Annotated in this window: 13 protein-coding genes; all 13 read right to left on the bottom strand. The window is 69.4% G+C overall.

Annotation, left to right across the window (positions count from 1 at the left end):
- Nucleotide 1: 1 nt before the first annotated feature.
- On the bottom strand, nt 2-991 hold the full coding sequence (locus VF106_RS25655) for an NADase-type glycan-binding domain-containing protein (RefSeq protein ID WP_330842389.1): 990 nt from the start codon (nt 989-991) through the stop codon (nt 2-4).
- A 3-nt stretch (nt 992-994) separates the two neighbouring features.
- A complete protein-coding gene (locus tag VF106_RS25650; RefSeq protein WP_330842388.1) occupies nt 995-1,558 on the bottom strand; it encodes a phage tail protein in 564 nt (187 codons plus the stop codon).
- Complete coding sequence (locus tag VF106_RS25645; RefSeq protein WP_330842387.1) at nt 1,555-3,528, bottom strand: putative baseplate assembly protein; 1,974 nt, start codon at nt 3,526-3,528, stop codon at nt 1,555-1,557. Before VF106_RS25645 ends, VF106_RS25650 begins: the two co-directional genes overlap by 4 nt.
- Nucleotides 3,528-3,950 carry a gp25 family contractile injection system sheath assembly initiator gene (locus VF106_RS25640; protein ID WP_330842386.1) on the bottom strand — a complete coding sequence of 141 codons (423 nt, stop codon included), beginning with the start codon at nt 3,948-3,950 and terminating at the stop codon, nt 3,528-3,530. Before VF106_RS25640 ends, VF106_RS25645 begins: the two co-directional genes overlap by 1 nt.
- 40 nt (nt 3,951-3,990) lie before the next feature.
- On the bottom strand, nt 3,991-4,308 hold the full coding sequence (locus VF106_RS25635) for a PAAR domain-containing protein (RefSeq protein ID WP_330842385.1): 318 nt from the start codon (nt 4,306-4,308) through the stop codon (nt 3,991-3,993).
- 41 nt (nt 4,309-4,349) lie between these two features.
- Complete coding sequence (locus VF106_RS25630) at nt 4,350-6,113, bottom strand: VgrG-related protein (protein ID WP_330842384.1); 1,764 nt, start codon at nt 6,111-6,113, stop codon at nt 4,350-4,352.
- Nucleotides 6,110-6,829 (bottom strand): CIS tube protein, encoded by a 720-nt coding sequence (locus VF106_RS25625; protein WP_330842383.1) that lies wholly within the window; start codon nt 6,827-6,829, stop codon nt 6,110-6,112. Before VF106_RS25625 ends, VF106_RS25630 begins: the two co-directional genes overlap by 4 nt.
- A 12-nt stretch (nt 6,830-6,841) precedes the next feature.
- The gene (locus VF106_RS25620; protein ID WP_330842382.1) at nt 6,842-7,267 is read right to left on the bottom strand and encodes a phage tail protein; all 426 of its coding nucleotides are present in this window, start codon (nt 7,265-7,267) and stop codon (nt 6,842-6,844) included.
- 19 nt (nt 7,268-7,286) lie between these two features.
- A complete protein-coding gene (locus VF106_RS25615; protein WP_330842381.1) occupies nt 7,287-8,171 on the bottom strand; it encodes a hypothetical protein in 885 nt (294 codons plus the stop codon).
- A gap of 1,432 nt (nt 8,172-9,603) precedes the next feature.
- On the bottom strand, nt 9,604-9,762 hold the full coding sequence (locus VF106_RS25610) for a DUF6760 family protein (RefSeq protein WP_330842380.1): 159 nt from the start codon (nt 9,760-9,762) through the stop codon (nt 9,604-9,606).
- Nucleotides 9,762-10,241, bottom strand: a complete 480-nt coding sequence (locus VF106_RS25605) for a hypothetical protein (RefSeq protein ID WP_330842379.1) — start codon at nt 10,239-10,241, stop codon at nt 9,762-9,764. Before VF106_RS25605 ends, VF106_RS25610 begins: the two co-directional genes overlap by 1 nt.
- Nucleotides 10,238-10,678, bottom strand: coding sequence for a phage tail protein (locus VF106_RS25600; protein WP_330842378.1), 441 nt, complete (start codon nt 10,676-10,678; stop codon nt 10,238-10,240). Before VF106_RS25600 ends, VF106_RS25605 begins: the two co-directional genes overlap by 4 nt.
- 34 nt (nt 10,679-10,712) lie before the next feature.
- Nucleotides 10,713-12,242, bottom strand: a complete 1,530-nt coding sequence (locus VF106_RS25595) for a phage tail sheath family protein (protein ID WP_330842377.1) — start codon at nt 12,240-12,242, stop codon at nt 10,713-10,715.
- Between the last annotated feature and the right edge of the window lie 11 nt (nt 12,243-12,253).

Genomic DNA, 12,253 nt, shown 5'->3' with positions numbered 1-12,253 from the left:
GTCACGTGCGCTGAAAGAACTCGATCTCGCCGAGGGCGATGTGCCTGCCGTCCGACAGACCCACGGCGGACCGGACGGTGACACGGATCCGCACGACATCGCTGATTCCGGTATCGACACGCTGGGGCCCAGGCCGGTCGGCCAGTTCTACGGGCAGAGTGTCGGTCTCGCCGTCCGAGCTGATGACGACCACGTCCAGTCCGGCTGGTCTGGCCTGCTGGACGAACGCCTCCTGCTTGGTCGAGGCACCGGCATGCACGACCAACGACAACAGCCGGAACGGGTGGTCGAAGGTGAACTCGATCCCATCCCCCGGTTTGGGCGCACCCCAGTACCGGTTGGTCAGTCCGTCCACCGCGTCGCCGGCGGGATGATCCGGTACCTCGGCACTCGCGACAACGCTCACCGGGCCGATCGGCGCCGGGGTGGATGTCTTGTCTCGCAGGTCCTCGACGAGCCCACGGCCGACGGGGAACAACACGATCCCGCCGATGACCAGTACCGGCAACAGGATCAGCACGACGAGCCGCCGCCGTAGCCGGCCTGGGCCGTCGCCACGCCGGAACCATCGCGGCAGCCCCAGCCGACGCCACCATGGCAATCTGGCGGTGACCACGACGGCTTCGGTGAGCGGGGTCGCGCAATGCCGGCAGAACCGCCGTGTCGGCGGGTTCGGGGTGCCGCACACCGGGCATGGCGTTCCGTCCTGTGCCGTCACCCCGCTCGGCGAGCGCGGCACCGGCCGTCTGGGGACGGGTTTCGCCGGCTGCACGGCGACAGGCTGGTCGGCATCCGGTTCGGTGTCCCCGGGGCGGACGACGTGCGCGGCACGTGCGGCGTGCACGTCACCGAGGCCCGGCGCGGGGGTTCCTCCCGACCGGGGGTCGACAGCGCGCTCGTCCTTCGGGCCCCAACCGAGGTAGGACCCGCAGTTGCCACAGAAGTCGTCGGTGTCCGCGACCACGGCACCGCACACCGGACACGACCGCATCGGCTAACTCCCTTCCCGCTGTGGTGGTCCCGGCAGGACCTCGACGGTGCAGGTCACGTGGATCGGGCAGACCGCGGCGACCAGCGCGGCCACCTGATCCCGGTCGATCGCGCCCGCGGTGCCCGGCCACACCTGTACGACGGCCTCGGTGACGGCGGCGCCGGGCAGCTCACCACCAGGCCGCGTGGACCAGGTGGCGCCCACCCCGTCCAGCACGCGCGCGTGAACTCCCAGATACAGCCACAGCCGGTCGACAAGCCCGCGGCTGGTGCCCTTCCAGCGATGCAGTTCGACCGCGAGGGCCACGGCCGCGCGGCGCAGCGGTGCCGGCCAGTCCGGGTCGAGCTCAACCGCCACCCAGGAAGCCAGCCAGGACAGGAAGTCCTCCGGGGTGAGCCGGACGTCGAAGTAGGCCGGCAGGTTGTCCAATGTGGATAGAACGGGGGCGAGTACGACATCAAGGCCCGAAGTGAACCGCTGGGCGAAGTCGTCCGCGGCGTACAGCGTCGGCAGCTGCTCACCGAGCGGGTGCCTGCTGGGCAGGCCGGGTAGCGCGCCTCGGGTCATCGACCCTCCTCCACGCTGCCCGGGTCACCGGACGTGACCGCGATCTGGTGCTGTTGCGAGAACACCAACGCGTGCCTGGCCAGCTCGATGCGGTTGGCCGCCGTGCCCCGCTTTCCGGTGATCGGGTCGGCCGGGAACAACCGGACCTCCTCCACCAGTCCCACCCCTGGCACCCGTTGCAGCACGGCGAAAACCTCCCCGTACTGGACGGGCCGCCCGAACGGCCACCCGGTGCCGTCGGCGCCGCCGCGGAGAGGGTTGAGATACCGGTAGAGCGCGTCGACGGCATCGGCGTTCACCCGGTTCGGCTCGGCCCCCGCCGCCACCAGCCGCGCCACCACCGTGACGCCCTGGTAGAACGGCGGCTCCACGACGAGCCGGGTGCCCACCAGACGACGTTCGTCCAGCCGCGTCGCGATCGTTTCGAGCAACTGCTCGGACGGGATCAGCTGCTCGAAACGGAGCCTGTCCCCCTCGTCGGCGACGGCTCCCGGCACCACCAACACCCGCGCGGCGCCTGGTTCGTACCCGGGACCGGCGGGCAGGCAACGAATCCTGGCCGCGGCAGGGGCGGCCTGCCGCGCGATCTGCTCGTAGTCCTGGGCCGTCACCGCCCGTTCCTGCACCCGCAGCTGGTTCGGGGCACGCACCTTCGCCTCGGCCACCGTCTCCCCGTCCACCCCGCCAACCGCGGCCTCCTGATTCTCCACAGTGGACACGTAGGGCACCGAACTGCCCAGCACGGAGATCGCGCCACGGGCCACGTTCCCGGCCTTGCCGCCGCCCGTGCGGTACCGCGCCACCTGGATCCACGCGCCCTTCGGCGGCACCGCGCCGTAACGCCGCAACGAGCCGTCCGGCTCTCGGACCGCCGGGGGGAACAGGAACTCACCGTTCACCGCGTCGAGCACCACGTGCCGGTCGGTCGGCCCTGACCGGCCGAAGTGCTCCACCACTGTCCAGTCCTGCCAGCCCTCTTCTTCGGACACCCGCACGATGATCGGGTCGGCGTCGATCAGCACCGGCGCCCGCTCGACCCGGAACCGTTGTCCCGGTACACCTTCTGAAACGCCGAGCTGCCCGTCGAGCACCGTCTCCGCGTGTTCCACTCCGACGGTGCCGCCGACCGTGAACGCCTCCGCCACCCGAATCGTGGGTGATTCGGAGTAGAAGGGCTGGTCCGGCACGGCCGCCACGACCCGGCAGCGCACCCAGCCCGCCCGGACGCCGGCCACCACCGAGGGGGTGTGTCCGGCAGGAACCCGCATCACGACGTCGCCGGGCCGGTTGAGGCCGCCGGTGGTGTCCTCGTCGGTCGGACACACGGCCCAGGCCACCCCGTCCCACGCCTCCCACACCAGAGGAGGTTGCCTCGGATCGACCCCGACGCCCTCAACCTGGCTGTCGAGCTGCACGGCCACCAGACAGCGCGGCACCGCGTTGGAGAGCCCGAACAGCATCACGTCGCCCGGCGCGGGCTTGGCCTGGAAACATCGCACTCCCTTGCCGGCGTTGAGATCGTTGGTGCGGTCGGTCTGGTCTCCGGTCGCGGAGACCGTGACGAGCCTGTCCAGCCGGCACGGCACGATGGGCAGGTCCTCGACGGTGGCGAACACCACCGCCTCCCGCGCCTCGGTATGGGCGGTGGCGACCTCGGTACCCGTCGGCAGGAGCACAGTCTCCTGCTGTGGGGAGGAAAGCCAGAAGGTCACGTCGGCCCTGGCCGCGGCCGGCGGGAACAACCGGACGCCCAGCAGATCGAGGAACGCGAGGAAGTTCTTCTCCGGCACCCGGTTCAGCCGGTAGACGAGCTGGTCGACCATCTGCGCGAAGGTCTCGATGAGCGTCACGCCGGGATCGGACACGTTGTGGTCCGTCCACTCCGGAGTGCGTTGCTGGACGTACCGCTTGGCCTCGTCCACGAGTTGCTGGAAACGGCGGTCGTCCAGGTTGGGCGCGGGCAACGCCATCAGGCCACGCTCCCCTTTCCGGCATCCTCGGCGAACGGGATGGTGTAGAACGGGAACACCAGGTTGCGCACGTCGTTCGTCGAGCGCACGGTGTAGCGGATGTCGATGTAGAGAACCCCTTCCTCGACGGTGTCGAACGCGATGACCACGTCGGTCACCTCGATCCGGGGTTCCCATCGGTCCAGCGCGGTGCGCACCTCATAGGCGATGCGGCCCGCGGTCTGGCCGTCGGCCGGCGCGAACACGTAGTCGTGGATCCCGCAGCCGAACTCCGGGCGCATGGGACGCTCGCCGGGCGCGGTGCCCAGCACGAGCCGGATCGCCTCCTGGATCTCCTGGTCCCGCTCCACCATCCCGATACCGCCGGTGGCCCCGACCCGCATCGGGAACGCCCAGCCACGTCCGATGAACCTCTCGCTCACGGTTCCCCCCGCGCCTGATCGTTCGCTCCGCAAGCTCCACTCACAGGGCACCACCGATGACCACGTTCAACGCGCCGACCACGATGTTGGCGCCACAGGTCGTGCGGTCGCCGACGCAGGCGGCCGGGAGCCCGCCGATCAACGTCGTCCCGGTGGGCCGTGGCGGGCCTGGCATGATCACGTTGGCCGGCCCGAGCGGCGCGTGCGTCGGGACCACACATGCGTGCACGCTGCCGACCACCGCCGCGGGCCTGCCGCCGATGAACACAGTGGACACCTGTGCCGCGGCGGGCGGTGGAGGTGTGCCGATCACACCCCCATGGGACGTGTTGTCACCGATCCGAGCGGCCGGGGGCATCGTGGAACTCCTTGTCAGGATTGGGTTTCGTACGGTTTCGATCAGTTGATCCGGACCATCCGGCCCTGCAACGTCGCCAGTCCGGCGCTGTTGATCCCGACCTTGCCCGTCGCGTCGATCGACACCGTGCCGCCGGACAGGGTGAGGTTGCCCTTGCCCGCGTCGATAGTGATGCCCTGCGGTGTCAGACTCATCGAGCTCAGTGCCCCCTTCCCGCCGGGGCCGAACACCGTGACGTCGATCTTGTTGTGCCGCTCGTCGACGCGGATCTCCAACCGGTCGTTCCCGCTGGCGATCCGGACGCCGGGCGGGCCGATCATGCCGTCGATCAGCTCCAACCGGTGGCCCTTGCGGGAGACGAGGGACCGACGGTTGACCTTGCCGCCGCGATCGACCAGCGGCAACGTGTGCGGCGAAGGCACGTCCTTGCCGTTGTAGAGGCCGCCGAGCACGTAGGGCTTGTCGAGACAGCCATGTTCGAAGCCGACCAGTACCTCGTCGTCCACGTCCGGGCCGAACACGCCGCCGCCCTGCCCGCCGAGCTGCACGGTGCGTACCCAGTCGGTCTGGTAGTTCTTGTCGTCCAGCCAGGGGAACTTCAGCTTCACCCAGCCACGCTGCGCTCTGCCGGTCTCCTTGATGTCGGTCACGATGCCGGTGACGACGCCGGGGATACGAGGGCCGCGGGCAGGGGCGTTCGCGCCGGTGGTCAGCCCCGCCAGGGAGCGGTCCGGTGACGCGCTGACGAGAACCGTGGTGCGGTAACCGGTGTTCGGGTCCAGCACGTGGTGTACCGCGGTCGCGGTGTAGCGGCCGGAGAACGCGGCGCCGACGTTGGCGAGCGTGACCGGCACCCCGGCACGCAACAGCGGGTTGCCCTCGACGACGGCCTCGACCTCCCCCAGACCCGCGCTCATGGACGCCGCCAGTGAGCGCGCCGCCGCGTTCGCCTCCGCGTTGTTGCCGTAGGGCGTGTCGGCGACGAGCAGCGTGGTCTTGCCGAAGTTGCTGGTGTTCTTGAACCCCGGCCGCACGGTCGTGCTCGGCCTGAGCGGGTGTTTGGCGATCACCGGCTGCTTGGTGTCAACGTTCCACCCGCGAACCTCGACGGCGTCGACCTGGTCCGCGGCGGTCAGCACCGCACGCAAGGCCATGAGATTCTCGCCGTACTCCAACACGAAGGCGCTCTGCGCGGACGTCGTGCTCGGCGGCGGAGCCTTCGAGGCCAATGCGGGCTTCACGAAGTCGAGCCTGCCCTTGTCGTCCACTCGCACCGTGGCGCCGTGCTCCTGGGCCAGGCTCTGCAGAAACTCCCAGTCCGAGACGTTGGCCTGGGCGAGATGCTTGTAGATGATCTTGGGTGCTTCGATCCTGCCGCGCGAGATGCCGGTGCCCACCAGGACCTTGTCGACGATCGCCGGCAGAGCCGTGTTCTGGAAGGCGGCCACCTTCCGGCCACGGAACAGCCGATGTGCCAAACTCTGCGCCCGCACGATGGTGAAGGAGCCGGTCGAGTCCGAGTCCAGCTCCAGTGCTGTGACCTCACCCGTGAACAGCAGCTCCTGGGCCTGCTTGTCCAACGTGCTGACGGAGACCTTGAGCAGGGTGCCGATCGTGATGCGGGTCTCGGTCAGCAACTCGTGGTTCGGATCCCGGAAGCTGAGCGTCGCGGCGTCCGGCAGGCCCACGTTCTCGTCGACCACGCAGTGCACGAGCTGGTTCGGCCAGGGCTCCGGCAGTGGGCCGCCGGCGTCCACGATCGGGTCGGCGGCGAAGGACCGCCCGGAGGTCGCCGCGCTGGTCATCGGTCACCACCGGACTCGTCGAAGCCAGGTACGAGAAGTTCGCTCCCGGGCACCAGAACGAGGGGATCGTCGATCTCGTTCGCCTCGGCGATGAGCCGCCACGCCGTCGCGTCGCCGTACTCGCGCCAGGCGAGTTGGGGCAGGCTGTCGCCGACCACCACACGGTGTGTCCGGCGGGCGTTCTCGGCACCCGACGTCGGGTTCTGCCGAGGTGCGTCGACGCTGGCCTCCTCGATGGCGAGTGCGCAGGTGGCGCGCAACGGCTTACCGTCCACATCGAACAGTGAGTAGTCCACCGAGAAGTTGGACAGCACCCCGTCGAACGAGGTCGTCCGGGCGGTCCCCCACTCGAACCGCACCCACGGGCTGGCGGGTTTCTTCTTCGCCAGGCTCTTCGGGGTGGGGACGCAGGCTTTCATGAGCTCTTCCACCTTCTTCTCCACCGAGTCGTCATGTTTGGCGGTGGCATCCAGGAACACCTCGAGCGACAGGGAACGGGGACCGCTCCCGACGAACTCGGGCATCGCGGACTGCTTGGCCATCCTCGCCGGCGTACGCCGCCACTCGGTGCTCTTGGTCAGTGCCAGCTTGTTCGGATTGAACTGGAACTGGACCCGGGCGATGGTCGCCCCCGGTTTCGCGCCGACCTTGGCCGGCGGTTCCATGATCAGCAGGTGTGCCCGCGCCAGGCTCTTGCCAAGTGGCGACGCCGCCATCTCATGCTCCCATCAGGACGGTTGGAGACCCTGATGGGCGATCTCCAGGGTTTCCACCGCTGCCTGCGAACTGGACGGATCGAAGGAGGGACCCTGCCAGCTGACCGGGATGATGCCGAGCACCTGCCACCGCGCGATCGGCGTCAGGTTCGGCTGGAGCGCGACGATCTCGCCGTCCTTGCGCTCGACCCGCTGGATCGTCTGCGCCAACCACTTCGACACCTTGACGGTGTCCGAGGTGACCGCCCTGCTGAACGTGATGTTGGACCACGTGATCCGGGATGGCAGCTGCCACGCGAAGCCGTTGTTGCCGCCCTCGACGAACTGCTCCACCTCCACCTGGGCACCGAGTCCGGTGCAGGTGTGAAACCTGCCGAGGTCGTCCCCGCCGATGACCAGGCGGAAGAACACGCTGCTGGCAAAGATGCCGTCGGACATCCGGTACTCCTTTCCGAAGCTAGCGGTGGCGGTCGTGGAGCCTGCCGATGCGTTCTCTGCCCTGGCGCAGTTCGGCTCGCAGGAGTCGGCTCACCGGTTCGAGGAGACGGCGGGCCAGCTTGTCGAGGTCGGGGTCTGGTTCGCCCGCCGGGGTGGTGTCGCCGGTTTTCGCTCCGGCGTCTTCCGGCGTCCTCTGAACGACCGTGACCGGCACTCCCGGCGAGACGCCGGTGGCCACCCGCTGTACCCGGATCGACGAGGGTGGTGCCGGCGAACTCGCACGCGGGACTCGAGTCCGGCCGTTGTTCCCCTGCGCGGCCGACGAGGACGGCACGGGCTCCCGGCCAGGCACGGACGTCACCGTGGCCGGAGGCGCCCGCCGTAGTGCCGCCACCGGAGCCTTGGCCGACATCGGCGCCGTCAGCGTGGCACGCTGGATGGCGGTGCCGGGGACCGCGGGTTGGGACGGGACCTGCCGTGGTTGTGGCCGCGTCCAGCGCGCCGGGACCGCGGTCGATGCTGGAGACCGCGGGGCGGTGTCGGCGGCGCCGAGTCGCTGGCCGCCGCCTCCGCCGGTGACGACGGCCAGCGGCCGCTCCGCGAGCAGGGGCAGTACACGCTCGATCACCGGCACACCTGTCGTGGTCGGCGCGGCACCGCGGCCGACAGGATGGTCCGTCACCACCGGCATCGCCGCGTCGGGAGCAGCGGGGGAATCCGGTGCCGCCACCGTCCGTTGCACGGTGGCGGCGCCGGAATCCTGCGAGACCGGCACGGCCGCCACCCTGGCCGCAGGGCGGGACGCGACCGGCGTGCGGCCGTGTGCCGCCCCCGGCTCGGCCGGGGCCGGACTGGTCCGCCGGGACACCACGGGAGCACCGGTGCCCAGAACCGGGCGCGGCATGGCATCGGCCGGAGTGGCTTCGGACAAGGACGGTGCGGCGGACCGGACCCGTTGCGGCGAAGGGGTTTCACCCGTCGACGGAGCAGCCGGTTCGCCAGTCGGACTCGGCGGCGCCGGAACGACAGTCGTACCACGCGGCTTCGGGACCGGAGTCGGGGCGCCGGCAGCTCGTTGTACCACGGGATCCTTTTCCACCTCTTGGCGACGGGACTCCTGCCGTCCGCTCCACTGTGGACCATCCGGACTCGGCGGGAGGCGAGTCACTCGGACCGCGAGCGGCCGCCGTGGTTCCGGTGCCGCTGCCACCTCGGCCGGGCTGGTGACCACCGAACCCTGGACATCCGGCCTGCGTTGTATCGGCCGCTCGACACCGAGCAGCGGAACCGAATCGGGTACGGATCTCGCCTTACCGGCCGGCAGGGCCGAAGGCGGCACCTCGGCGATCGGCGCTCCGATACCAATGCGTTGCGGGACCGCGTTTCTGTCCGGCGGGGAAGGGGAGGCTTCGGCTGGGACGGCGGTCCGCCGCTGCACGGCCTCGGTCCGGGCCACCGGTAACGGCTTCGAACGTGGTGAAACAGGCTTCGGCACCGCATAATCCACCGGGAGCCGCACGTTCGACGAGTCGAAGGTTTCCCGCACCGTCGCGCCGGTCGCATCCACAACGGACGGTCCCTCGTCGGCGGGTGGTCGGGTCAAGGGCTCGCCGAGCGTGGGCCGCATTCGCACGTCCGGCGCAGGCCGAGCTACCCCGCCCTGCTCCCGGACAGGAGCCTCGGCCAGGCGCTGCACCACCGGGCCGGTGTCCTCGGTCGTCGCCGCGCCATGGCGTTCCGGGATTGGGGTCGCCGCCTTGTCGTGCCGAGGGCGGGAGATCACGCCCACCGAGGGCACTCGACGGGACGGGAGCACGGGTGCCGACGCGGCCATGGTCAGTGGTGGCGCGACCTGGCGAGGCCGCACCGTGTTCGTGCCGGCCACCTCGCGGGCGAAAGTACCCGGTCCGGTCGTGCCGGTTTCCGCTCGGACCGGACGAGGTCCCGTCGGTACCGGTCTACTGTCCACAGCCCCGGTTTGCGATGAATGCGGCGGCCCGGACCGGTCGGTCGCCCGCGAGACCAGAACCAGTTCGTCCGCTGGCGATCGGGCCGGGTACCGCACCGTCCCGTGCACGAGCCCGGACGGAGCGTCTCCGCCGAACCGGTGCCCGAGTCCGGTGGTGACCGTGGGATTGCGCGATGAGACAAGCGATCCGCGAAAGCTCATCCCATCGGTGACACCGTGGTCGGCTCGCTGGATCACGCCGGACAGCGGCGCGGTCCGGCGCCAGCCACCGTCCCATGTGGACGCCGCCCGATCGGCTCGCGGCGCGGCGGACGCGGTGCGCGTCCTTCCCCGGCCACGGCGGAACTTGTCCAACAGGCCCACTGCCTCATCCTTGTTCGTTCATCCGCGTGTTGATCCGCGCGATCTCGCGCACCCAGCGCTGCCGCTCGTGGTGTTCCAGATCGAGGATCTCCTCGCGCGTCCAGTGGAAGTGGTAGGCGACGTACGCGACCTCCTCGTGCAGACGTTCGGCCGCGTACGTCACTATTCCCCCAGGCCGCCGCCGGCGAGGTCGATCTCGAAAGCCGTGTCACACGACGGACAGGTGACCCCGGCGCGGGTATGTCCCTCGCTGTTGATCCGGCGGTAGAAGTCCTGCAGGAAGGCGATGTCGGTGGCGTACATCTGCTCGACCACGCCCGCGTGCACGTCGGTGATCCGGCCCAGTTCGGTGATCACCTGACTGAGCAGCACCACGCTCAGGTAGGCGGGGTTCTCCTTGACCCGCACATCGATCTGCGGGCGCAACTCGTCCCGTGCCGTGGCAAGCCGCATCCGGCCGTGCCGCTGCAGGGTTCCGTCGGAGTGCAGGTACCCACGCGGAAGCTCGAACTCGAACTCGGTACGCAGACCGGCCGGCTCGCCACCTTCGTCGCGGCGCACCGAGGACTTCTCCCGTTCGACCGGCACGGTGTCCGCCACCAACTCCTCGAGATCACCGATCGAGACAGCCCGCCGCCTCATTCCACCTCGATCCGCTCGAAGGTGATGGTGGCCTTCTCGTCCGCCCCCGCCGACTGCGTCGCGTTGAGCCCGGGGCCTTCCCACTTGCTGACCCACGCGTCGAACAGCTGCATCCGGCGGACCGTGTCGCCCTTCGGGTCCTGGACCTCGATCGTGAGGTTCTGGCGCGCGTCCTCCACGTCCCCGTTGAGCAGGGTCTTGTTGATCCAGTCCGTGAACTCGGGACTCTTGTCCATGCCCCGGGTGATCGTGACCTCGCCGCCCTTGTGCCCACCGGGCTGCTTCTTGTTGATCGGCTTGCCGCGGTCGGTCACCTGCTGGGTCTCGACCACGTCCTGCTCGACGGTCAGCCCGCTGACCTCTTTGATCGATTCCACCGTGACGCCGCCGAGCTGGACGCCAAACCGGTGTGTGGCAAGGGTGTCGCCCTGGGTCATGACTGGTTACCGCCTTCTCACAGTTGTTGACGCGTCATTCACTGACCAGACTGGTGCTGTCCGAGAACTGGGACAGCCGGAAGATCACGAACTCGGCCGGCTTGACCGGCGCCACGCCGATCTCGCACACCACCTGTCCGAGATCGATGGACTCCTGCGGGTTGTTCTCGCGGTCGCACCGGACGAAGAAGGCTTCCTCCGCCGTACGGCCGAACAACGCGCCCTGCCGCCATTCCTCGTTCAGGAAGGCGCTGATGTTGCGCCGGATGCTGGACCACAGCCGGTCGTCGTTCGGCTCGAAGACGACCCACTGGGTGCCGATCAGGATCGACTCCTCCAGGTAGTTGAACAGCCTGCGCACGTTGAGGTAGCGCCAGGCCGGGTCGGAGGACAGTGTGCGGGCGCCCCAGATCCGGATGCCGCGACCGGCGAAGGAGCGCACACAGTTGACGCCGATCGGGTTGAGCAGATCCTGTTCGCCCTTGCTCAGCGACAGTTCCAGATCCACGGCACCGCGGATGACCTCGTTGGCGGGAGCCTTGTGCACGCCACGCTCACTGTCACTGCGGGCCCACACACCCGCGACGTGACCGCTCGGCGGCACGACCGTGTTCCGGCCGCTGGCCGGATCGAACACCTTGATCCATGGGTAGTAGAGCGTGGCGAACCGCGAGTCGTAGCCCGCCTCGTCCAGCCGCCACGCGCGAACTCCCTGCGCGTGGAGCCCCGGTGGCGTGTCCAGCACGGCGACCCGGTCGGCCATCTGCTCGCAGTGCGAGATCACCGCGAGCTGGACCGCCCGGACGCCCTCCGCGTCGAGCATGCCCCTCTGGTACGCGCTCATCAGGTCGGGCACCGCGACCATGGTGATCTCGTCAATGGTCTCCAGGCCACCGAACCCGGTCCGGTCCGCGAGGTCGCCGACGTACTCCTGGGCGTTGATCGTGCCCGGAGGGCCGGCGGAAGTGGCCGGGACCGGGACCGACTGGTTCTCCGGCCGAGTCAGCGCGGTACCCGGCTGCTCGCTGATCTCGATCAGCTTGGACCGCTCACGAACCTGCGTGACCACATAGCTCTTGATGTTCTTCTTGGTCGAGACGTCGAAGGTCTCCACCACCTTGCCGCCCTGGCTGACCAGCAGCTTGAAGCGGTCCTCCGGCGGGTTCTCACCGTCGACGTCGCCGACCTCGACGGTGATGTCGGCGCCCGCGGAAGGCAGGGCGGAAATCCGCAGCCCGCCCAGCTTCGCATGATCTGGCGCGGTCACGTCCTGCCGTCCGGAAAGGACTGCGCCGGTCGACGCGCCACCGATCCGGACGACGTAGGCCACGCCGCCACCGTTGGCGAAGTAGCCGTACACGGCGTGTGCGAGGTAGTCGCCCTCGGTGAAACCACCGAAGGTCTGGATGTACTGGTTCCAGTTCGTCACCAGCGTCGGCTGGTGGAACGGGCCCTGCTCGGCGAAACCGACGAACGCGGCCACCGCGGTGCCCACACCTTCGATCGGCCGGGCTCCGGTCTGGACCTCCTCCACATACACGCCCGGGGAGAGGTACGACGGCATGCTCGCTCCTT

The organism is Actinophytocola sp. (assembly GCF_036378875.1).
In the GTDB taxonomy this organism is placed as follows: domain Bacteria; phylum Actinomycetota; class Actinomycetes; order Mycobacteriales; family Pseudonocardiaceae; genus Actinophytocola.
The sequence above is the reverse complement of the archived record's forward strand: the minus strand, read 5'-3'. Positions and strand labels throughout refer to the sequence as shown.